22 protein-coding genes are annotated in these 21,776 nt (G+C 35.0%); 13 read left to right on the forward strand and 9 right to left on the reverse strand.

Annotated elements, in window-relative coordinates:
- Window positions 1-13: 13 nt before the first annotated feature.
- The 8 genes from CJF12_RS03460 to CJF12_RS03495 all read left to right on the forward strand — a co-directional run bounded on the left by CJF12_RS03460 (window position 14) and on the right by CJF12_RS03495 (window position 9,165).
- The gene (locus tag CJF12_RS03460) at window positions 14-544 is read left to right on the forward strand and encodes a DUF1697 domain-containing protein (protein WP_034686564.1); all 531 of its coding nucleotides are present in this window, start codon (window positions 14-16) and stop codon (window positions 542-544) included.
- Entirely contained in the window at window positions 541-1,401 is an 861-nt protein-coding gene (locus tag CJF12_RS03465; RefSeq protein WP_034686519.1) for a hypothetical protein, read from the forward strand. The genes CJF12_RS03460 and CJF12_RS03465 overlap by 4 nt, the downstream gene beginning before the upstream one ends.
- Window positions 1,401-2,210: a 3-deoxy-8-phosphooctulonate synthase gene (kdsA, locus tag CJF12_RS03470; protein WP_034686520.1), complete on the forward strand. Its 810-nt coding sequence runs from the start codon at window positions 1,401-1,403 to the stop codon at window positions 2,208-2,210. Before CJF12_RS03465 ends, kdsA begins: the two co-directional genes overlap by 1 nt.
- 2 nt (window positions 2,211-2,212) lie before the next feature.
- Complete coding sequence (locus tag CJF12_RS03475; protein ID WP_034686521.1) at window positions 2,213-2,728, forward strand: hypothetical protein; 516 nt, start codon at window positions 2,213-2,215, stop codon at window positions 2,726-2,728.
- 40 nt (window positions 2,729-2,768) lie between these two features.
- The gene (locus CJF12_RS03480) at window positions 2,769-5,000 is read left to right on the forward strand and encodes a TonB-dependent receptor plug domain-containing protein (protein ID WP_034686523.1); all 2,232 of its coding nucleotides are present in this window, start codon (window positions 2,769-2,771) and stop codon (window positions 4,998-5,000) included.
- 241 nt (window positions 5,001-5,241) lie between these two features.
- Window positions 5,242-5,619, forward strand: coding sequence for an HYC_CC_PP family protein (locus CJF12_RS03485; RefSeq protein WP_034686524.1), 378 nt, complete (start codon window positions 5,242-5,244; stop codon window positions 5,617-5,619).
- Window positions 5,620-5,737: 118 nt separating this feature from the next.
- The gene (locus tag CJF12_RS03490) at window positions 5,738-6,211 is read left to right on the forward strand and encodes a DUF3347 domain-containing protein (protein ID WP_034686525.1); all 474 of its coding nucleotides are present in this window, start codon (window positions 5,738-5,740) and stop codon (window positions 6,209-6,211) included.
- Between the two features lie 248 nt (window positions 6,212-6,459).
- Window positions 6,460-9,165 (forward strand): multicopper oxidase domain-containing protein, encoded by a 2,706-nt coding sequence (locus CJF12_RS03495; RefSeq protein ID WP_034686527.1) that lies wholly within the window; start codon window positions 6,460-6,462, stop codon window positions 9,163-9,165.
- A gap of 119 nt (window positions 9,166-9,284) precedes the next feature.
- Here CJF12_RS03495 and CJF12_RS03500 read toward each other — a convergent pair whose 3' ends face one another.
- The 5 genes from CJF12_RS03500 to CJF12_RS03520 all read right to left on the reverse strand — a co-directional run bounded on the left by CJF12_RS03500 (window position 9,285) and on the right by CJF12_RS03520 (window position 13,568).
- Complete coding sequence (locus tag CJF12_RS03500; RefSeq protein ID WP_034686528.1) at window positions 9,285-10,403, reverse strand: FAD-dependent monooxygenase; 1,119 nt, start codon at window positions 10,401-10,403, stop codon at window positions 9,285-9,287.
- 18 nt (window positions 10,404-10,421) lie between these two features.
- Window positions 10,422-10,928 (reverse strand): GNAT family N-acetyltransferase, encoded by a 507-nt coding sequence (locus CJF12_RS03505; RefSeq protein ID WP_051887360.1) that lies wholly within the window; start codon window positions 10,926-10,928, stop codon window positions 10,422-10,424.
- 2 nt (window positions 10,929-10,930) lie between these two features.
- On the reverse strand, window positions 10,931-11,524 hold the full coding sequence (locus tag CJF12_RS03510) for a hypothetical protein (protein WP_034686530.1): 594 nt from the start codon (window positions 11,522-11,524) through the stop codon (window positions 10,931-10,933).
- Window positions 11,525-11,698: 174 nt separating this feature from the next.
- Entirely contained in the window at window positions 11,699-12,565 is an 867-nt protein-coding gene (locus CJF12_RS03515; protein WP_002979276.1) for a sigma-70 family RNA polymerase sigma factor, read from the reverse strand.
- A gap of 211 nt (window positions 12,566-12,776) precedes the next feature.
- A complete protein-coding gene (locus tag CJF12_RS03520) occupies window positions 12,777-13,568 on the reverse strand; it encodes a S1/P1 nuclease (RefSeq protein ID WP_034686532.1) in 792 nt (263 codons plus the stop codon).
- A gap of 330 nt (window positions 13,569-13,898) precedes the next feature.
- Between CJF12_RS03520 and CJF12_RS03525 the strand changes: the two genes are divergently transcribed.
- Genes CJF12_RS03525 through CJF12_RS03535 form a run of 3 tightly spaced genes read left to right on the forward strand, consistent with a single transcriptional unit; the run spans window position 13,899 to window position 16,965 of the window.
- Window positions 13,899-14,840, forward strand: coding sequence for a type VI secretion system baseplate subunit TssG (locus tag CJF12_RS03525; RefSeq protein WP_034686534.1), 942 nt, complete (start codon window positions 13,899-13,901; stop codon window positions 14,838-14,840).
- A 54-nt stretch (window positions 14,841-14,894) separates the two neighbouring features.
- A complete protein-coding gene (locus tag CJF12_RS03530; RefSeq protein ID WP_034686535.1) occupies window positions 14,895-15,797 on the forward strand; it encodes a TssN family type VI secretion system protein in 903 nt (300 codons plus the stop codon).
- Window positions 15,798-15,825: 28 nt separating this feature from the next.
- Complete coding sequence (locus CJF12_RS03535; RefSeq protein ID WP_034686537.1) at window positions 15,826-16,965, forward strand: hypothetical protein; 1,140 nt, start codon at window positions 15,826-15,828, stop codon at window positions 16,963-16,965.
- A 135-nt stretch (window positions 16,966-17,100) separates the two neighbouring features.
- Here the strand turns inward: CJF12_RS03535 and blaIND are convergent, their stop codons facing one another.
- Entirely contained in the window at window positions 17,101-17,823 is a 723-nt protein-coding gene (gene blaIND, locus CJF12_RS03540) for an IND family subclass B1 metallo-beta-lactamase (RefSeq protein WP_034686566.1), read from the reverse strand.
- Window positions 17,824-17,978: 155 nt separating this feature from the next.
- Window positions 17,979-18,461: an Lrp/AsnC family transcriptional regulator gene (locus tag CJF12_RS03545; protein ID WP_034686538.1), complete on the reverse strand. Its 483-nt coding sequence runs from the start codon at window positions 18,459-18,461 to the stop codon at window positions 17,979-17,981.
- Between the two features lie 119 nt (window positions 18,462-18,580).
- Here CJF12_RS03545 and CJF12_RS03550 point away from each other — a divergent pair, with 119 nt between their 5' ends.
- Window positions 18,581-19,489 carry a DMT family transporter gene (locus CJF12_RS03550; protein WP_034686539.1) on the forward strand — a complete coding sequence of 303 codons (909 nt, stop codon included), beginning with the start codon at window positions 18,581-18,583 and terminating at the stop codon, window positions 19,487-19,489.
- A 57-nt stretch (window positions 19,490-19,546) separates the two neighbouring features.
- Here the strand turns inward: CJF12_RS03550 and CJF12_RS03555 are convergent, their stop codons facing one another.
- Window positions 19,547-20,200 carry a metal-dependent transcriptional regulator gene (locus CJF12_RS03555; RefSeq protein ID WP_034686540.1) on the reverse strand — a complete coding sequence of 218 codons (654 nt, stop codon included), beginning with the start codon at window positions 20,198-20,200 and terminating at the stop codon, window positions 19,547-19,549.
- 85 nt (window positions 20,201-20,285) lie between these two features.
- On the opposite strand from CJF12_RS03555, the gene CJF12_RS03560 reads away from it, so the two are divergent.
- Entirely contained in the window at window positions 20,286-21,314 is a 1,029-nt protein-coding gene (locus CJF12_RS03560) for a threonine aldolase family protein (RefSeq protein WP_034686541.1), read from the forward strand.
- A gap of 61 nt (window positions 21,315-21,375) precedes the next feature.
- On the opposite strand, the gene CJF12_RS03565 is transcribed toward CJF12_RS03560, so the two are convergent.
- Window positions 21,376-21,699 carry a hypothetical protein gene (locus tag CJF12_RS03565; RefSeq protein WP_034686543.1) on the reverse strand — a complete coding sequence of 108 codons (324 nt, stop codon included), beginning with the start codon at window positions 21,697-21,699 and terminating at the stop codon, window positions 21,376-21,378.
- Window positions 21,700-21,776 lie beyond the last annotated feature (77 nt).

The raw sequence follows: 21,776 nt of genomic DNA on the forward strand, positions 1-21,776 counted from the left end.
AAAACTAAAAACTATGAAATACTGTGCTTTTCTCAGAGGAGTCAATGTAAAAGGGACCAATATGAAAATGGTTGATGTCTGCCAGGTTTTTAAAGAAGTAGGAATGGAAGACGTAAATTCCATTCTGGCATCCGGAAATATTGTATTTTCTTCTGATAAACATGCAGCAGACCTCAAGGTAATTCTTGAAAAAGCAATGTCTGATTATTTTTCTTATGAGGCTTTTTTGTTCATTAAATCTCAGGAAGAAATTGAGCATTTCTGGAGCGGAAATCCTTTTGAGAAAAATGAGGATCTTCATATTTATACTTTTGTCGGAAATAAAGAGATAGAAGGTATTCTTATGAAAGAATTTGATATGGCTTCTAAAACTGAAAATGAGAGAGCTCAAATTGTTAATGGGGTATTTTATTGGCAGGTTCCTAAAGGAAATACGCTGGATTCAAGCTTTGGAAAAATATTGGGTAAGAAAAGTATGAAAGATCAGTTTACGAGTAGAAACATCAATACTTTTGAAAAAATATTGAAAAAAATGAGTTCATGATAAAACTATTAACCATCACTTTTTTAGCTGCTTGTGTTTCTATATCTGCACAAACTGTTATTCCTTTGAAATTTGATAAGAATATTCCGGATTCGGAAAATAACTGGGTTGCTTTGCCTAAATCAGACAAAGAGAAAACCTATCATGTTGGGTTTATCTATTTTGATGAATATGCGGGATATACGTATAGAAATGCGGGAATTTTAACAGATGAAAACAATCAGCTGAATTATACTGAAGATGAAGATTCAAAGAAGAGGTTATTAATAGCACGAATGGGCAACCTAGAATATAAAGTGGCTGAAATTTCTCCGGATTTATTAAAACGATTTAATTTGCCTGCTCAACCGGATTGGTTGAAAAACTATTTATCCTCAGGATCTGAAAATGATAAAGTTCTCAATAGAGCAAGCAAAATGAATGGTGCTAATTTTCCCCAACTAGCACTTCCAAAGTTAGAAAAGCTCTATCAAAATAATTTTAAAACTAATAAAGTGTATTTTGAGCTTGCCTTTTCATATAATGCACTAAAAGACTTCGCCAATGCGGAAAAAATCTGTATGGAAGCCATGCGTAATAAAATTTCTGATGATCTTATCAATAAAGAATATATTTATTCGTTATTACAACAGAAAAAGACTAGTGAAGCGGATACTTTTTTAAGTGGAGCGCTGGGGAACTTTATAAATAAAGACAATAAAGCAGAATCGATGATGAATATGGTGGCTTTTAATGCCCAGTATAAGAATATAGATTTAGCTGAAAAATGGCTAAATTTACTAAAGAAAGAAAATGACGAAAAGTACAAGCAAAATATAGAACAGCTAGAAAATATAATAAATAAAAATAAAGATTAATGATTCAGTATTTAGATAATATCCAACACAAAGATTCAAAAAACTTCTTTCTTATTGCCGGTCCATGTATTATTGAAGGTGAAGATATGGCTTTGAGAATTGCTGAAAAAATTATAGAGATTACTAATAAATATAATATTCCCTATATTTTTAAAGGAAGCTTTAAAAAAGCGAACAGAAGTAGAGTAGATTCATTTACTACCATTGGGGAAGAGAAATCTTTGGAAATCCTGAAAAAAGTTGGAGAAACCTTTAATATTCCGACTACAACAGATATTCATGAAAACGAACATGCAGCTTTAGCAGCTCAGTATGTGGATGTTTTACAAATCCCTGCATTTTTAGTGCGTCAGACTGATTTATTGGTTGCTGCTGCTGAAACAGGAAAATGTGTGACGCTTAAAAAAGGACAGTTTCTTTCTCCGGAATCGATGAAGTTTGCGGTTCAGAAAATTACAGATTCTAACAATCAAAAAGTAGCGATCATTGAAAGAGGAAATTCTTTCGGATATACAGACCTGATTGTAGACTACAGAGGTATACCGACAATGAGAACGTATGCTCCGGTAATTCTGGATGTTACGCATTCTTTACAACAACCTAACCAAAACTCTGGTGTTACAGGAGGAAGACCAGAGTTAATTGAAACCATTGCTAAAGCAGGAATTGCTGTTGGAGCGGACGGACTCTTTATAGAAACACATCCTACACCAGAAACAGCATTGTCTGATGGAGCTAATATGTTAAGATTAGATTTATTAGAAGATTTGTTACAAAAATTAACGAGAGTTAGAGAAGCCATTCTATAAATATGAAAAAACTATTAATACTTTTTGCCTTTTCTTTTTGCTCCTTTATTTATTCTCAGAAAAGAGATTCCTTACAAATTGTTTTGCCTCCAAAGTATAACCTACATTTGGCTGAAAAGCAGGAAAATGATAAAATGGTCATGATGGAATATATTCCGAAGGGTCAAAACTGGGATAATTATGATATCATTGTTACAAAAATAACGATAAAAAATGCTGCAAAAGTTCCATTACAAAATTTTTTTGAGAGCCAAAAAAAGATTGTTGAAGGAAAAGCTGATAACCTAAGAGTTAAAGAATTGTCCAGGAATAAAGAAAATGAAAGAGAGTATATTCTTTTCACTATGAAAGCAGATTCTTATAAAGATTCCAAAACCACAGAATCTCAGGTGTATTACATTGCAAAAGGTGAGCAAGATGTATTTATCTTTATTTCAGCTATAAAAGAAAAAAACTTACCTGATGAATTTGTCAAGGAATGGGCAAAAGTTTTTGAGCAAAGCCAAATTATCAAATAAAATTTATAAATTCACTTCTTGAAATTTTAAAATATTTCTTTTGAAAAAACTAGTTTTACCGCTGAGCCTTATGGTTCCCATGTTAGTCTTCTCCCAAACTAAAAAAAGAGATACTACAAAAGTCACCGATATTGAGGAGGTCGTTTTCCAGAAAAAAATAAAAGGAAAAACAACCGACCTTACAACGGTGAAAATCTCAGCAAAGGATGCTAAGAATGTAGCCAGTATTTCGGGAGGGATAGAAGGGATTCTTAAGACGTTACCTTCCGTAAATTCAAATACAGAGCTTTCTTCGCAGTACATGGTTCGTGGTGGAAACTATGATGAAAACCTTATCTATATTAATGATATTGAAATATACAGACCTTTCCTGATCAGAAATTCTCAACAGGAGGGACTCAGTATGATTAATCCGGATATGGTTTCAACGGTTAATTTTTCTGCCGGAGGATTTGAACCCCGATATGGAGATAAAATGTCGTCTGCCTTAAATATCTATTACCGGGAACCTGAAAAGTTTGAACTTTCAGGAGAAGCTAGTTTGATTGGCGGAAGATTAACGACTGGTTTTGCATCAAAAAATAAAAAACTGACCGCTTTATTTTCAGGAAGATACAGGAATACCAATCTGGTACTGAATACCCTGAAAGAAGATACCAACTTTAATCCGACTTATTGGGATTTTCAGTCCTATATCAACTATCATATCAATCCAAAGCTTAGCTTATCATTTATAGGATATTATTCTAAAAATGATTATGAAATGATTCCTAAAGAAAGAAGTGTAGATTTCGGAAGTCTTCAAAGACCTCTTAATCTTACTGTCAATTACGCCGGAAAGGAAAATGATCAGTACAAAAATATGATGGGGACGCTTTCCATGAATTTTAAGCCTTCAGATCAATGGAAGTTTACTTTGGATGCTTTTGCGTATCAAAATAGGGAAAGAGAATATTATTCGATTGCTTCTGCTTATATATTGCAAACATTTGATCCTATTACAGGAGCGCCGATAACTACTTACGATACAGGAGGACAAATTGATCATGCAAGGAATGACCTTTTTGTAAGAACTTATGGAACTCAGTTCAGAGCGCGTTTTTCACCTAATGTGAATACCGATATTGAAGTAGGGTTCAAATACGAGAAAGAAAACCTGAATGACCTTACCAATGAATGGAAATTGGTAGATTCTGCGGGGTACAGTATGCCAAGGCCTATTGATGATCCGAGATTTGGAACTCCGGGAGACCTTAAGCTTATGTACAGAATTGCAGGAAATAATCAGATCGAACCTACCAGATTATCAGCCTATGCCCAGTATTCTCAAAAATTTTTCTGGGGAACTAATAAATTTTTTGTTAATGCAGGAGCAAGAGTAGCACACTGGAGCTTTAATAATGAAACTATTTTCTCACCAAGATTACAGTTTGCCATTAAGCCGGACTGGGATACGGATATGTTGTTTAAGCTTTCGGGAGGGGTGTATTATCAGGCACCTTTCTATAAAGAAATTAAAGATTTGGACGGAAACTTTAATAATACGATTAAATCACAACGTTCTCTACAAGCCATTTTAGCGAATGATTATGAATTCCAGATGTATGATAGACCCTTCAAACTGACAACAGAGGTATACTATAAGAAAATGAATGATCTGATTCCTTATTATATGGATAATGTACGGATCCGATACTCAGGGAGAAATAATGCTTCCGGATATGCTTATGGAATTGATACCAGGTTATTCGGGGAATTTGTTCCCGGCGTAGATTCATGGTTATCTGCAAGTTATGCCAGAGTCTATGAAAATATTGATGGAAGAGGAAATATTCCGAGACCTACCGATCAAAGATTGAGATTTGCAATGTTTTATCAGGATTATATGCCACAATTCCCATCGATGAGGGTGAATCTTACCTTGACCTATGCTATGGGACTACCAACAGGAGCGCCCATTATATTAAACCAGGATGGAGCTCCGGATGTAGGCGCTGCTTACCAATACCAAAGAACTTTACCTTCTTATAAAAGAGTCGATATCGGATTATCTAAAGTATTTATCGATTCTAAAGACAAAAAGAAAACCTATGGATTCTGGGGTAATTTCGAAGAACTTATTTTAGGGGTACAGGTTTTCAATGCATTTAATATCAGGAATACAGTAGCCAATCAATGGATTACAGATGCTAATACCAACTTTATGTATCCTGTACCGGTTCGTTTGACCGGACGATTCTTTAATGTGAAACTTGAGTTTAAGATTAAATAAATAATAAGGTCGCAGATATCAGCTAGGTATATTTAAAAATCTGCTCAATCGGCAAGAGATATAATAATAAAACACTTCTGAATTTTCAGAAGTGTTTTATTTATGTGTTAAAATATTTTCTATATGCAGATTATTACTATATTTTTTTAATCTGTATTGACGTTATTTGCCGAATTTTATAACAAGATTACATAATTTTATAACAACTGATAGGAAGATATTTTTACCTTTGCTTCAGCATATGAAAAAGATTCTTGCCATATTGTTTTCTGTTTTCTACTTTGGATTTTCTTCCGGAGCTGTTTTCAGTATTCATTATTGTATGGAAGAATTTGTTTCTGTGAGCCAGAAAAGTAGTGATATATGCGGTAAATGTGGTGTTAAAACCAAAAAAGACTGTTGTAAAACAGAAATCAAAATTGTAAAAGTTGATGATTCTCAGAAATCAGACTTTTTAAAAGTTGATTTCCTAAAACAGATGGCAGCGTTTGAGAAACATGAATTTTTCTTTACAGATTCCTCTTTTTCAACGGTAAAGTTTACCTCTATTCAGATCAATGCACCGCCTGAAACAAGGTCTGTACCTATTTTTATTACCCATTGTAATTTCAGAATTTAGAATTAAGTTTTTGTTTGATGCTTTCATCAGTACAAACGATAAGCATGGTCGCATGATATCATGCGATTTCAAAACTACTATTGATTAAACAACTTATTTAATTCTAAAATTTAAAACAATGAAAAAATATATCATCACCGCAGTATTCTCTTTATTTTCAATGATTTCTATATCAGCTCAATCTAAATCGAATGCTCAGGTATCAAAGCTTTATCAAAATTATATTACGATCAAAGCAGCATTGGCATCTGATGATGCAGATAAGGCTTCCAAAGCGGCAACTGAATTCATTAAAACTGCTTCAACAATCGACTATAAAGTCGTTTCAGAAGGTAATCTAACCATTCTTAAAAAAGATGCTACCGCTATTTCTGAAGCTAGAAATATCAATAGTCAGAGAGAGAATTTCTTTAATCTTTCTGATAATATGATCGCTTTAACAAAGCAATTCAAACTTTCCGATAAACCTGTATTTGTACAATATTGCCCAATGGCTGACGGAAGCTGGCTAAGTAGCGAAAAACAAATCGTCAATCCTTATTACGGAAGTAAAATGCTTTCTTGCGGAAGTGTTAAATCAGAGATTAAATAATATGATCCGGGGATGGGAAATTTAAAAGCGGGAGGAAATGAAGTGGGAGGCTGGATGTTATCATTGAACGGGTATTTCTGATAGCTGTTGCTTAACCTACCGGTATTATTAAATAGAATTTCCATATTCCTGATTCAGATTAAGTAATCAATGTATTTATCTTTAAAATAATAAGTTGTATAGCTTTTGTTAAAATTTACTTTAATTGAATAACAAAGCTGTACAGCTTAAAATGAACTCGAAATATTATGAGAAAACTAATAATATTTCTGCTGTTTTTGTTCTCTGTTTTCACTTTCGCACAAGCAACAAAGTCTTATTATACCTGCCCGATGCATCAGGAAGTAGTTTCCCAAAAACCTGGAGACTGTCCGAAATGTGGGATGACCTTGGTAAAAAAGGCTGTTACAGCTCAATCTAAAATTGTTGAAAAACAAGACGCAAAAACTCAGAATAATAAAATAAAAGAAATCAGGGAAAAGAGCAATCTTGAATCAAAAACTAATAACAAGAAAACCTCAATTTCTAAAGCAGACACAAGTTTGCAAACACAGTATACTTGTTCCATGCATCCTGAGGTTATTACTGATCAGCCGGGAAAATGCCCTAAATGTGGGATGGAACTGGTACCAAAGGAAGATAGTAAGAAGGTAGATGTTCAGGATCAACATAAAGAGACTTCAGTACTGAAAAGGAATTCTGAAAACGGTAAGGTTACCTTTGGAGGAAAAACGGTCCGTTACGATTTGTACGTGAAAGATACGATTGTCAATTTTACAGGGAGAAACCGTAGAGCTATTGCAGTAAACGGAAAATTACAGGCTCCTACCTTATATTTTACAGAAGGAGATACTGCAGAAATTTATCTTCATAATATGTTGAAGGAAAATACCGGTTTTCACTGGCATGGAGTTATCCTGCCTAATGAACAAGACGGAGTTCCATATCTTACCACCAAACCCGTACTGCCTGGTGAAACCCATCTATATAAATTTAGAGTTTCCCAGAATGGAACCTACTGGTACCACTCGCATCAAGGACATCAGGAACAGATTGGGATGAATGGAATTTTGGTTTTCAAAAAAAGAGAGGGTGAACCTACAGCAGAATATACTAAAGAAATCCCTGTGCTTTTAGGAGACTGGAGTGATGAGGATCCTATGCAAATTGCAAGAAGACTTCATATGGCCAATACAGACTGGTATTCCATTAAGAAAAATGCGGTTCAAAGTTATTGGGAAGCGATTAAGTCTGGAAATTTAGGAACAAAAGCTTTGAATGAATGGAAAAGAATGAAAGCGATGGATGTAAGTGACGTATATTATGATAAATTCCTTATCAACGGTTTACCGAGTTCTGAATATGCTCATTTGAAAGCTGGAGATAAGGTACGGTTGCGGGTGGCCAATGGAGGGTCATCGACTTATTTTTGGTTGAACTATGGTGGTGGAAAAATAAAAGTGGTGGGTAATGACGGAAACGATGTGGTTCCTACAGAAGTGGACCGATTGATTGTTGGTGTCTCGGAAACCTATGATATTGAAGTTACCATTCCTGAAAACAAAAGCTTTGAGTTCCGGGCAACTTCTGAAGATAGAATTGGTCATGCTTCATTATGGTTGGGATCTGGAGAAAAAATACAAGCCCCGGATCTGCCAAGATTGAAACTTTTTGAAGGGATGAAAATGATGAATGGAATGATGGAGATGAGTGGTAATATGAAACCGATGAATATGACGATGGGCAATCAGATGATGGATATGAATGAAGTGATGTACCCTGAGCTTCCAGAAAGCCAACGGAAGATGACTATGAAGCATATGAATGAAATGATGGGTGTCATGACCAAAGAAAAGAAAAATGATGAACATTCTGAGCCTTCAGGAATGGATATGAAGGAAGAAAAGACCATTAAAAGGTTATCCTATAATATTTTAAAAGCCCCGGAAAAAACGATTCTATCTACCGAAAATATAAGGGAACTGAAGTTTACGCTCGAAGGAAATATGAACCACTATTTATGGACGCTCGACAACAAAACGGTTACTGAGACAGATAAAATTCTGGTAAAGAAAGGGGAGATCCTTAGAATAACGATGTATAATAACTCGATGATGCGTCATCCCATGCACCTACACGGACATGATTTTAGACTGATCAATTCCAAAGGAGAATACTCACCCTTAAAAAATGTGGTGGATATTATGCCGATGGAAACGAATACAATAGAATTTGTGGCCAACCAGGATGGTGATTGGTTTTTCCACTGTCATATTTTGTACCATATGATGGCCGGAATGGGAAGGATATTCAGCTATGAAAATTCGAAACCTAATCCACAACTTCCCAATAGAAAGTTAGCGTGGAAGAATTTCCTGAAAGATAACAGAATGGTAAGCTCCATGGCTATGTTGGATATTGCGAGTAATAAAATACATGCAGAGACAATGACAATGTTCGGTCCAAGATGGGCAAATCTTAATGAGTTTCATTCCAACTGGGATTTTAACCATTTTGATGGTAATTTTAAAGTCGGAAGATTTTTAGGAAAATTCCAATGGGCACTTCCTTATGCAGGATTCAGGATTCAGAAAAATCATGAGATTATGGAAAGACAGATGGCAGAAGGAATGGGAATGGATTTTCAGGGTAAGAAAACCTGGTTTGGGCAAAATAAAGCAGCTAAAAATAAAGCATCATTTATCGTCGGTATGCAATACCTTTTACCTATGCTGATCACAGCAGATGCAAGTGTGGATCAGAATGGTAAAGTATTATTAGAATTAAAAAGAGAAGATATCCCTATTTCCAGAAGAATCAGAGGAAACTTCAGTATTAATTCTGATGGAGAGTTTACGACCGGATTACGATATATTGTCCAGAAATGGTTTTCTATTTCCGGAAATTACGATAACGAAATGGGATGGGGAGCTGGTATTACCTTGACCTACTAAATAAAAAGGACTGTCGCATAAGGCAGTCTTTTTTTATTATATACTTAAAGGTTTTTATGCAACCATAGATGGCACAAATGTTTACAGATGGTTGTATATATTTTCAGATGGAATTTAGTTTACCTTTCCAATTGTATTAATCTTTCGATCATTTTTTGACTGGTACTTTCCGGCATAAGGCGCATTAAAAAATTTCGTAAACCGGTTCCATGATCCCATAGTGACATTTTCCCTATTTGCCGACTTGCACTAACGATATAATCCACTTTTTTTCTCCTTATTTTTTGAAAGTCTTCAAAAACAGCATTAAAATCTTTAGTTTTCTCCAATAGCTTTCCAATAATGTATGCGTCTTCTATTGCCTGACATGCTCCCTGTCCCATATTAGGGGTTGTTGCATGCGCTGAATCTCCAATCAGGCATAAGTTGTCGGAATACCATTTGGGGATGGGAGAAAGGTCTGTAATATCGTTTATAATAACATCATTTATATTAGTTGTGTAAATAATGTCTTTCACTATAGGGCTGAAATCATTAAAGAGAGATAGTAAATCAATATCCGGATAAAAATCTTTATCCTTAATTACAGCATACCAATATACTTTTGTTGGCGATATTCTGACAAAACCAAATCGCTTGGCTTTCCCCCATATCTCTAAGGCTTCGTGGTGATACTTTTCAGGGAGATTGTAATTTACTAATCCACGCCAACATTTTTGTCCCGAGTTTCTGATCTTTCCGGTTTTAAAAATCTGATTTCTGATTTTAGATTTGATGCCATCTGCTCCGAAAACGATTTCACTTTCTACAGCTGTTCCATTTTCAAAATGTAGAGTATAGTGATCCTTTTTTTCAATTTTTTCTAAAGTATGATTGAGACGAATGCTTTCAAATCCAACGTTTTCAGCAAGAACTCTTTGTAATTCTGCTCTGTGAATTGCTACATTACTCACATTGAACTTCTTTTCGTATTCGGTACTGTTTGTGGTTGAAATAGATCTTAAAGATGCATCCGTTATTGAAATTCCATGAATTGTATTTCCTGCGCTTTCAATTTTTTCTTTTAGGTGGAGCTGGTCGAATACCTGCATGGCATTCATGGCCATCATAATTCCGGCTCCTACAGGTCGTATTTCCGGGGCAGATTCATAAATTTTAAAATCCAGATTATGCTGCTTAAGAATATTCCCAAGGGTAAGACCACCAATGCCGGCTCCAATGATCGAAATTGAATTCATCTGGCTTTATTATTTATCCTATAAAGTTAGGATATAATTTTCAGAAACTTTTTTAAATCCATATTTTTCAAAGAAGTGGTGAGCCCCTTTATTATCAATTCCACTTTCCAACAGAATAAAATTAATATTCCAGTTTTTTGATTCCAGGATGGCTTTTTCAAGAAGAGCACTTCCGATAGACTGCCCACGGACAGAGTTATCTAACAACATATCTTCCAATACAGCATACTTTTTAAACCCACTATTGATAACATTGAAAAGAAGCATTCCGATGATATTTCCTTCATTATTTTCTGCAATTAGAATCTCTAATTTCGATGAAGAAGAGCCTTCAGAATTAAAATCAGAGGTAAGCTGTTCCGTTAATATAGATTCCAGGTTAGGACTCCATTCATGTGAGTTTTCAGCACGGCCGGAGATGATTTCTCCATGAGAAATATAAGATTCTGTTTTATGGGTGATGAAGAAATTGACTAATTCCTTCACACGGCTTTTATCATTGAGCCATTGAGTGGTATATTGCATTATTACTTTAGGTTTTTAAGTTCATCCAACAATTGGTGCTGTTTATTGATGAAAGTATTTAAATCATCCGATTTTAAAGGATGAGCGTTTTGGTATTTTTCTATTTCAGGTAATGTTTTTTTAGTTTTGAAAACGGTATACAGGTCATTCATTCTCGTTTCATTGGCATTGACCTGAGCAATTAAGTCTTTTACATGCTTGATTTTAGAGAGGTATTGATCAGAGCTGTTTTCAATAGCTTTTGTAATTTCCTTTTTCAGAAGAGAATCACTTATAGAGTTGACATGATAACGGGCATCACGATAGTATAATTCTGATTTATCAAGAATTTTATTGTATTCAGAGATGACTTTGGCAGCTTCTCTGTTGGTATTTTCTATTTTATCATCAAGGGCCTTAAGGTTTTGATCATCTTTAATGAGCTCAAAATAAATCTGATCAATGATGTCCTGGCCTCTTTTACTTTTTAAGGAACCTGATAGAGGGGTAGCTGCATTATCAACTACATTATCTGCTACAGATGTCGTTTCGGATTTATTTTCTGTGCATGAAAATAAGAGGATAGTGAGAGATAATGGATAGAGTATTTTTTTCATAAAGTGTTTTTTGCGAATCTGTCATTTCGAGGATAGGAGAACTTTCTTAGTTTTTGTATTCGGAATGAAAATCGTGTTCATTGATTTTACCAGATTAGTTTACATTTAAGACACAAAGATAAAAAAAAGCGGAGTCTGAAATCAAACTCCGCTTATTAATTATTAAGCCTAAAATTATTTACCTAGATAAGATTTTAAAATCTTGCTTCTGGTATTGTGTTTTAGTCTTTTGATCGCTTTTTCTTTGATCTGACGAACTCTTTCTCTGGTCAGATCGAAAGTTTCACCAATTTCTTCTAAGGTCATTGGGTGTTTTCCGTTCAGTCCGAAGTATAATCTTACCAAATCAGCCTCTCTCGGAGTTAAAGTATTCAATGCTCTTTCGATTTCAATTTGAAGTGATTCAAGCATTAAGTCTTTATCCGGGCTTGGAGATTCTCCAGAACGTAATACATCATAAAGGTTAGAATCTTCACCTTCTACTAAAGGAGCATCCATAGACAAGTGTCTACCGGAGTTTTTCATAGATTCTTTAATATCCTCTTCGCTCATGTCTAGTACTTCAGCAAGTTCTTCCGGTGAAGGAGGTCTTTCATTTTCCTGTTCAAGGTGAGCGTATGCCTTATTGATTTTATTGATTGAGCCAATTTTGTTTAGTGGCAATCTTACAATTCTTGACTGTTCAGCCAACGCCTGTAAAATTGATTGACGAATCCACCAAACTGCGTAAGAGATAAATTTGAAACCTCTGGTTTCATCATATCTTTTTGCAGCTTTCATAAGTCCTAAATTTCCTTCATTGATCAAATCGGGTAAAGAAAGACCTTGGTTTTGGTATTGCTTAGATACAGAAACTACGAAACGAAGGTTGGCTTTAATTAACTTTTCCAATGCGGCTCTATCACCTGCACGGATTCTTTGTGCCAATTCTACTTCTTCGTCTGCAGTAATCAATTCTACCTTACCAATTTCCTGCAAATACTTGTCTAGTGAAGCAGTTTCCCTGTTGGTAACCTGCTTAGTAATTTTTAACTGTCTCATTTATTTTATCCTCAAACTAGAGTTACTATATATTATACGTTTGAGAAGGTGAAAAGGTTACACCAGTTTTAATTTTTTTTGAACTTAAGCTGAATTTTATAAAAACAAAAAAGACGAAACCGAAGTTCCGCCCTGTATATTTGTTTGATAGTTGATAGTTGATAGTTGAGGATTGCTGTATTTGCTACCCACCAATAATCATAACCTATAACTAAAATAAATCATTCAACAGTTTTGCTAATCTTAAACCACCGTAGAGAAGCTGTCTTTCCAGGGTATCATTGAATTTATACTGGTAGTCATACGATAATTTTGAACCATCGGGAGTCTGTGCATAAATTCTATTGGCAATTTTATGAGAATCATATAACCAGTCTTCCAATGTTCCGTATTGAATCTGCTTTACTTCATCTTTTGTCTTAATATCCAATAATGCTGAATATTCTGTATAGCTGTATTTTTGAGAATCTACTAGTTTCCCGTCCCAAACAGAGTGTAGATTCGTTTTATCACCAAAGTATGTTACGTTAATTTTATTTCCACCTAAATCATCTGCTCTTCCTACATGTAAAGGCTGTGCAAGATCTCCCATAATATGGATAAGGAAAATCAAAGCAATTTTTCTATCCTTTTCAAGGGTGTTTTTATCTTTTACCTGAGCCGATAATGTTTTCACTTGTGAGTAAAGACTAGGACCAGCCTGAGCTTTAAGGTTCCGCTCAAATGTTTTGAAGTCAGCCTGTGGTTCAATATTCACATAATGCCATGCAGAGGCTTGTTTCCAAACTCCTGTTGTATCAGATTTAATAAAATCAGGCCAATTAGCCCAATAGGCAAGACGTTCTTGGCCCATTATTTTTCTGATTTCTCTCCTTGCTTTTCCGGAAAGGTGATTTTCTGCAATTTCTGCAATAATTCTGTGCCCTGTTAATCCCCATGCATAGGAGTAAAGAGAAGAGGCGATGAATGCTAAAATTAAAATTTTAGAACAAATACTTTTCATTATAAATAACATTTTCAGTTTGCAAAGATAGAGTAGGTTTTTCTAACTGAAAGCAAAAAAAAGTAATTTCTTACTTTAGAAATAAGATTAAAAGGTCATCTCAATTTAAATTGTCCGTATCATTAGAGATCTTAGGTTAACTTCTGTTAACAGGACTATTTTTTTATTTCTTGACTTTTATGTTAATTTGGTTGTGATTGTATAAAAAAATGATATTTTTACCTGTATTAATAATATTATGAAGTCTGAAATATAAAAATTGTATAATAATTTTTTTTCAATGTCGCGAGATATATTATCTTTACAAGCCACTTAATCACAGGAAACACTATGTATGAGAATAATATTGTAGATATGCATTACAATAAGCTGCAGACCGATTTTAAGGCCGAATCGGTAGCGGTTAATCTTTTGAAATACCACAGGGCAGTAAGCAATATCTTCATTGAACGAATCGGAATTAATGACAGGGCTTATTTAAAGGACATTAAAAGTATTTCGAGCAATTACTTAGGATTTGACGAGGAAGTTTTTACAATAGAAACTTATAGAGAAGGGATATATGATTACCTTCCGGAAGGTCTGTTTCATCCGCCTTCATTAAGTACTTCGAGAAAAAATGTAGAAAGTGTCGTTAAGGAAATACGTAAACAGAAGCGGGTAGAAGAGGATGCACGAAAATTTTTCCGTCCATTTGAATTAGAGATTTTTTTTACGGAAATCAGTGCTTTGCTGAAGGAGTACGATTTTGATATTTCCAGTGACACGGATACTTTACTGGATACGGTAAGTGAACTTTGGCCGGTGGTAGAATTACTGGAGAAGGAAGATGCTTATGTTTTTATGCATATTCTCCCTTTTTTTCACCAGATCCGCGGTGATAAGCGATGGTTTGAAAGATGTTTAACCGCTTTTCTCAGAGTTCCGGTAGAAATAACATTTACACCGAATATTATAGATGATATAGAAGAGAATGATGATTCTATGTTGCTGGGAAATTCAAGACTGGGAGTTACTTACATCCCAAGTGGAAGGCATATGGATGGACAAAGAAACTGGGTCGTGAATATAGGGCCTATACCTTACGAAAATATGAAAATGTATATTCCGGGGAATCCTTTCAGAAAAGTACTTCAGGCTTTATATGATTATTTTCTTCCTGTAACCGTAGATATTATTGAGAATTTTATCACAGAGAAAAAAGAATATTCATTCAAGCTGGAAGATGACGAAAGAAATGCCAACCGCCTTGGATACTCTACTTTCCTGTAAAATATTTTAGTATATTTACAAGCACCAATACAATATAAATCTGAAAAACAACAAATGGAAATTTCTTCAGTAAAAGGAATCTTTTTAAGATATATTTTAATGCCTTTAATAGCAGTGATTATGATGATTATACTGGGTGTAATCAGAAGAAATAAACCTGCCATAAAAATTAAAGTCATTATCATTTATTTTTTGCTTTGTAGCTTATGTCTGGCATTGCCTGGTTTTTTCGGTTTTGCCGGAAATCTCTTTAATCCGTACTGGTATCTTATTGCACAAATCATCTATCTTATTTTTGGAATTATCCATGTTAACCTGTTTCACCGATATTTTAAAAAGCATATTGACTCTGTGCCGATGAGCATCTTATTTGAATCTATTCTTTCACTGACGTGTATTGCTTTTGGAGGGTATCTTTTTGTACTCTTGTTTAACTGGATGAGTAGGGGAACCGGATATGCAGTTATGTCAGCCACCAGTATTATCATATTTGTTGTTCCAATGGTATTCTACTATTGCTATATTCAGTTTATCAGTATTCCGGTTGATATTTATAAAACCTGGAGATATTCTCCGGATCAAAGGCTACCGGATTTTGAAGGTGCTGATTTTGACAGGTTAATGGTCCTGAATGTAGAATTAAGCAAAAACCTGGAAGATGCCAACCGATTTAGAATAAAAGCTAAGACCTTACCGACGGGAGTTACATTCGGAGATTGGTTTTATAGGGTTGTAGACGATTATAATCATAAAAACCCTAAGTCTGTCATCCATCTTACTGACGAAGAAAGGGAGTCTTATTATTGGATATTTTACACGAAAAAATCGTTTTTCAGCTTTAGAAAATATATAGACTTTAACCAGGATATTATTACAAACAACATTTCTGAAAATGAAGTCGTTATTTGTAAAAGGGTTATTCAACATGAAGAAGAGGGAGTAACCAGAAAATCATAATCACCACACACAAATTAAAAGTATTACTATGATACAGCCTATTAAACATTTTGCAATCAATTGGGTCGATGGGATGAAAGTTTCTCAGCAGCACCTTAATGATCAGGATAATTTTTTAATTGATACGATAAGAGATTCAAACTCTCTTGGAATTACACCATATAATTACGGGCTTCTTCCTATTTCCAATGAATTCACAGATAAAACGATTTTTGACGTTCATAATACAGCGACAAATGATGTCCAGTTGGTTATTAAACGTTGCAGTGCAGTTTCTCTGGCTGGATACAGGATTGAACTGAGCGATAGGAGAGTGAGCGTAAAATCGTTGGCTAAATCGATGAATGAAGAGCAGGCTGACGGGGAATATTACATTCTGATTTCAGTTAATCCTTTTGATAAAGTACCTTTTGGAGATATAGATCCGGAAGAGATTCCGCCGCGTCATCCCAATGCGCAACCTAACTATCACATAGAATTATTGCCTGTAACTTCTTTGAACAGCAATTACTCAGGGGGAAATTATCTGATTGTGGGTAAGGTAGATTTAAAAGGTAATATTGCTCAGGTTAATTCTAATTTTATTCCGCCATGTACTTCTATTCAAAGTCATCCGGTATTGGTTGATTATTATACAACCTTTGCCAAATCGATAGGAAACCTTCAACAATACGCTTTCAAGATTATTCAAAAAGCGTCACATAAAAATCAGAATACGGCATTAGCACAAAACGTTAAGCTCTTGTGTACTACACTTGTCAATACCTTTGGGGATATGTATTTTCAGTTTAGAAATATCATTCCATGGCAACCACCTGTTTTTTTAATTGATTCTTTCGCAAAACTAGCGCTTCGTTTGTACAATACGACTCAGGTTATTGTTCCTGCGGAACTGGAGGAAATGCTCAATTACAGTCTGGAATGGAGTGAAATAGCTCCTCATACATTGCTTAATCAGCTTTCCATTGTTGCTGAAACCAATTATGACCATAATAATTGTGGGGAACCATTACTGTATATTCAGCAGATGCTGAGAAGCCTGGAGACGATTTTCTCTAAGCTGAGTGAACTTGATTATATCGGTCAGAGAAAAGAGAATATTATTGTTAACGAACAAGAAGTATCTAATAATGCCAACCCTAAAAGAGGCTGGAGTGTATTAGACTAATTACTTATCAATTCTAAATAAATTATCCCGTTTTCACGGGATTTTTTTGTTGCCTGGAACAAAGTTTAACGGTTAGTTTTCATAAAAAAGACCTGTCATTTCGTATCAGGTCTTTTTTATGTTTTCTTCTGTATTTTATTTTTTGTTGAGGAGTTCCAAAGTATGTTCTACATGGCCGCCGCCTTCCCATTCGTCGTGTCCGGGAATTATCAAAGTGGCTCCAGCATATTTGGTTTGTAACTTTGCCATAGTTTGTGGCCACTGTTTTACGTTTGCTTCTCCTGTATATCCTAAATCTGTTGCGATTTTGCTTTTGACCAGGCATCCGCCGTCCAATACTTTGTACTTGGGAAACCATACGACCACGTTATCAACCGTATGTCCCTCGCCAAGGAAATCCACAACAAACTCTTCACCACCGATACGGTAAGGTTTTCCTGTTTTAATGATCTGTGATGAGGTTGCCTTTCCTTCTTTTTTCAGAAGTTCATTGGTTTTTGCTGTAGCATAGGTTTTAATTCCTTTTTTGTTGAAAAAGCTTAAATCTCCTGCTCTGTCTTCATGGGAGTGTGTAGCAAATACAGCAATTACAGGTAAGTTATGACGTTTTTTTATAGTATCCATCAGGCTTTGATATTGTGTTTTTTGCCATGGAACATCAAATAAAACAACCCCTTTTTTAGTAATAAGATAGACTGCATTGGCAGAGTATTCTTTACCACCAAAAACTCCGAAAGACTTGTAGATATAAAGATTGGGCTGAATAGGAGGTTCGATAACAAAATTTCGTACCTGTGCGTTTATTAACGAACTTAAACACACCATAGAAACAATAAAAAATTGAATGCTTTTTCTCATAATTTTTTTAGGATAAATATTAAAATTGCACTGCTCTTTAGAAAGATGAAGCTTCGGCAGAATGTTTTGCAAACCTAACTAAATTTAAAATACTAAGCATTTATCAAGAACAATTTTAACCGTTTTTTAACGGTTGCATACCATATTCATAAGCTTTATTCAAGCTGGTTTAAAATGCTTAGTGGTATTTCCAGACTGGATTTCATGGTATCCATTGATACTAAGGTTTTAAAATGTTTAATATTATTGGTATTGTAAAATATTTTGCGGGTAAGCTGTTCGTAATCTTTCATTGAGGGAACAACAATTACCAGTACAAAGTCAGCTTCGCCGGTTACATAATAACATTGCTGTACTTCGGGAGTTGAAATGAAAACTTTTTTCATCTGATCAACCAGACTGATTTTATCACTTTCCAAGAATACTTCAACGATCAATGTTATCGAATGTTTCAACTCATCAATATTGATTACCGAAACATCTGCTTTGATGATTCCTTTTTCCCTCATTCTTTTAATCCGTCGTTGAACGGCTGCTGCAGACAAGCCTATATGCTCGCCAATATCCCTTTGCGGAGTCAGGTTATCCTTTTGCAGGATCCCAAGAATCAGCTTGTCAAAATGGTCTAAATTTTTCAAAACTTGAAACGTATTAATTGGTGAAACAAATTTGCAAATAACCTATGAAAATTCATAAAAAAACAACCTGTTTTTGATGCATTTTTGCATTCTAATAAAAACTATTTGTATTATACCATATGGGAGCGTTTAAAGGTTTTTTCCTGGCGGTTTTAGCAGCATTGCTTTGGGGAGTATCCGGTACTTTTGGACAATTTTTGTTTCAGCAGCGCGGTATTAATATCGAATGGATGATTACAGTTCGGATGCTGGTATCGGGGATTTGCCTGCTTCTGTTTGCCAGATTCGGAGAGAAGTTGGATCTTTTTGAAATCTGGAAAAATAAAAAAGATGCTATTCAGCTTGCAGTATTCAGCATTACCGGAATGCTAGCGGTACAATATACTTATTTTGCGGCGATTAAATATTCCAATGCTGCGACAGCAACGGTTCTTCAATATGCCGGACCTGTCGTGATTGCCATTTATCTGGCTTGTAAAAATAAAAAGGTTCCTATTCTGCTAGAGCTTCTGGCTATTATTTTAGCCGTATTAGGAACATTTTTACTTGTTACCCATGGGGATATCGATCAGCTCTCTATTTCCGGGACTGCTTTGTTTTTTGGTTTGGCTTCTGCTGTTGCATTGGCTATTTATACCTTACAGCCTGTTCGACTGTTATCTAAATATAAATCTTCTGTAGTGATAGGTTGGGGAATGTTCTGTGGAGGCTTTGCATTTAGCTTTGTTAAAGCTCCGTGGGATGTTGAAGGAGTCTGGGACATACAGACCTATTGGTATACAGCATTCATTGTTATATTTGGAACATTGACTGCATTTTATGCCTATTTAACTGCGGTACAGATTATTGGTGGACAGAAAACCAGCTTGCTTGCCTCTGCGGAGCCACTTTCCGCTACTATTTTAGCTGTATTGTGGCTGCATGTTTCTTTTTCAACGATTGACTGGTTGGGAAGTCTGCTTATTGTTTCGACTGTATTTTTACTTAGCAGAGCATCAAAAAAAGTGATCAAAACAGAGCCTGAATAATAAGGAATGTAATATATAAAAAAGGTGGCAGAGATTTTCAGTGCCGCCATTCTTTGATTATTTTTTTACCAGTATTTTTTCCGTTGCTTTTTTGCTGAGAATTTCTTTTTTACCCTCGATTTCAATGGTTACCGATTTGTCAAAGTTTTCAATTTTAATGACTTTAATTTTGGTATTTAAAAGCAGTTTTCTTTCGTTGAGATAACTTAAAAATGCGTCGTCAGAAAGGGTTACAGAAGCAAAAATAACTGTTTCGCCTACTTCACAATTGCTCAATTTCTGCAAATCCTGTGCTATGATATTTCCGTCTTTATCAGGAATCGGCTCTCCATGAGGATCAAACTTTGGATAATCCAGAATTTCATCCATCTTATCAAAGAATACCTGTGAATGTACATGCTCCAGCTGTTCGGCAATTTCATGTACATTTTCCCAGCCAAAATTCATTTTCTTTACCAGAAACATTTCTGTAAGCCTGTGTTTGCGTACTACCAGCGCGGCCTCCCTTTTTCCTTTTTCAGTGACACGGAGCGGTTTATAGGTTTCGTAGATGACCCAGCCTTTGTCTGCGAATTTCTTCATCATATTATTAACGCTCGGCATTTTTACATTTAAAAATTTGCTCAGTTCGTTAATTGTTACTTTTCCTTCATTATCAATCAAATGAAACAAAGCCTTCAGATAGTTTTCTTCTGTTAATGTTGTTTTCAAAATGTTAGATGATTTTCAATACAAATCTAACAAAATATTATTAAAATTCCATGCTTGTTGCAGGAAGTTTTTTTAATTTTACAGTATGAAATTCTCATTCAAAAACGATTATTCAGAGGGATGCCATCCTCATATTTTACAATCTCTTTTACAGCATAATCTTGATCAGCAGGCCGGCTATGGTGAAGATGAATATTCTTTACTGGCAAAAAAACTGATCAAAGAAAAAATTAATAATAAAGACTCTGAAGTCTATCTGGTGTCGGGGGGAACACAAGCTAATCTGATCGTTATTTCTTCGATTTTAAAACCTTACCAGTGTGTCGTTTCAGCTTCTACAGGACATATTTTGAATAATGAAGCCGGAGCGATCGAAGCAACCGGTCATAAGGTTTTAAGTATTGAAACTGCAGATGGGAAATTAAGACCATCTGATATTGTTCCTGTTCTGGAAGGACATATGAATGTTCCACATCAGGTAATGCCAAAACTGGTCTATATTTCCAATTCTACGGAACTGGGAACTGTTTACAATCATCAGGAGCTGAAAGAACTTTCCGACTTTTGTAAACGAAATCAACTGTATCTCTTCATGGACGGTGCAAGATTGGGGCATGGATTAACGGCTGAAATTAGTGATCTTACACTGGAAAAGGTAGCTCAGCTGACTGACATTTTTTATTTGGGTGGAACTAAAAACGGAGCTTTAATTGGAGAGGCTATAGTGCTTAATAATCAAGTACTTCAAGAAGATTTTGCCTATAATATTAAGCAAAAAGGAGCACTGCTGGCAAAGGGTAGATTATTGGGAATTCAATTTGCAGAGCTGATGAAAAATGACTTGTATTTTGATCTGGCCCGTCACGCTAATCAGCAGGCAATGAAGATCAAAAATGCTTTGAAAGAAAAGGGATTCGAATCGTTGTCAGATACCTATACCAATCAGATTTTCCCTATTTTACCTCATGATTTAATTCAGGTGTTATCGGGGAAGTTTGATTTTTATGTGTGGAAAAAAATCGATGAAAATTTTTCTGCTATCCGTCTTATTACTTCCTGGAATACTCCTGATGAAGCAGTGAATGATTTTATTGAAATTATTAAAAATTTCTAATCTATCATAAAATAAAAACAGCCTTATAGGCTGTTTTTATTTTTTATTTCTTGAAGCTCTATTAATTCTGTTGCTCAAGGATTTTTTTGAGACCTTCGACTACTTCATTTTCAAGCTGTTTGATCTTTTCCTTTTTTGTCATAATATAAATAGCAATTGGAAACGAGAAGATCAGGTAAAACATAGACATGTCATTATTGGTCTGTGTGCTTACCCTACCTGTTTCAGGATGAGCGTTTATTTTGACATTTCCGGTGATCGTAAAACCACTGGTACGGACTTGTAATGCTCCAAAGCTCGTTTGGATTTTATACTTAGGAAATGTATTCCTAAGTCCTTCGATAAGTTCGCTTTTTGAAAAAGGCTTGAATTGTAAACTTTGCATAAAGTTGTGATTAGTTGTTAGTATTCAAATGAATTAAATTCTTGTATAGCAAATACTATGCGTAAATAATTTAATAA

Origin of the sequence: Chryseobacterium piperi (assembly GCF_002285635.2) — a bacterium.
Lineage (GTDB): Bacteria > Bacteroidota > Bacteroidia > Flavobacteriales > Weeksellaceae > Chryseobacterium > Chryseobacterium piperi.

Bases quoted from the DNA above. Each gene is read 5' to 3' on its own strand.
- CJF12_RS03460 (WP_034686564.1), top strand. From the start codon at position 14: ATGAAATACTGTGCTTTTCTCAGAGGAGTCAATGTAAAAGGGACCAAT.
- CJF12_RS03465 (WP_034686519.1), top strand. From the start codon at position 541: ATGATAAAACTATTAACCATCACTTTTTTAGCTGCTTGTGTTTCTATA.
- kdsA (WP_034686520.1), top strand. From the start codon at position 1,401: ATGATTCAGTATTTAGATAATATCCAACACAAAGATTCAAAAAACTTC.
- CJF12_RS03475 (WP_034686521.1), top strand. From the start codon at position 2,213: ATGAAAAAACTATTAATACTTTTTGCCTTTTCTTTTTGCTCCTTTATT.
- CJF12_RS03485 (WP_034686524.1), top strand. From the start codon at position 5,242: ATGAAAAAGATTCTTGCCATATTGTTTTCTGTTTTCTACTTTGGATTT.
- CJF12_RS03490 (WP_034686525.1), top strand. From the start codon at position 5,738: ATGAAAAAATATATCATCACCGCAGTATTCTCTTTATTTTCAATGATT.
- CJF12_RS03495 (WP_034686527.1), top strand. From the start codon at position 6,460: ATGAGAAAACTAATAATATTTCTGCTGTTTTTGTTCTCTGTTTTCACT.
- CJF12_RS03500 (WP_034686528.1), bottom strand. From the start codon at position 10,403: ATGAATTCAATTTCGATCATTGGAGCCGGCATTGGTGGTCTTACCCTT.
- CJF12_RS03505 (WP_051887360.1), bottom strand. From the start codon at position 10,928: ATGCAATATACCACTCAATGGCTCAATGATAAAAGCCGTGTGAAGGAA.
- CJF12_RS03510 (WP_034686530.1), bottom strand. From the start codon at position 11,524: ATGAAAAAAATACTCTATCCATTATCTCTCACTATCCTCTTATTTTCA.
- CJF12_RS03515 (WP_002979276.1), bottom strand. From the start codon at position 12,565: ATGAGACAGTTAAAAATTACTAAGCAGGTTACCAACAGGGAAACTGCT.
- CJF12_RS03520 (WP_034686532.1), bottom strand. From the start codon at position 13,568: ATGAAAAGTATTTGTTCTAAAATTTTAATTTTAGCATTCATCGCCTCT.
- CJF12_RS03525 (WP_034686534.1), top strand. From the start codon at position 13,899: ATGTATGAGAATAATATTGTAGATATGCATTACAATAAGCTGCAGACC.
- CJF12_RS03530 (WP_034686535.1), top strand. From the start codon at position 14,895: ATGGAAATTTCTTCAGTAAAAGGAATCTTTTTAAGATATATTTTAATG.
- CJF12_RS03535 (WP_034686537.1), top strand. From the start codon at position 15,826: ATGATACAGCCTATTAAACATTTTGCAATCAATTGGGTCGATGGGATG.
- blaIND (WP_034686566.1), bottom strand. From the start codon at position 17,823: ATGAGAAAAAGCATTCAATTTTTTATTGTTTCTATGGTGTGTTTAAGT.
- CJF12_RS03550 (WP_034686539.1), top strand. From the start codon at position 18,581: ATGGGAGCGTTTAAAGGTTTTTTCCTGGCGGTTTTAGCAGCATTGCTT.
- CJF12_RS03560 (WP_034686541.1), top strand. From the start codon at position 20,286: ATGAAATTCTCATTCAAAAACGATTATTCAGAGGGATGCCATCCTCAT.
- CJF12_RS03565 (WP_034686543.1), bottom strand. From the start codon at position 21,699: ATGCAAAGTTTACAATTCAAGCCTTTTTCAAAAAGCGAACTTATCGAA.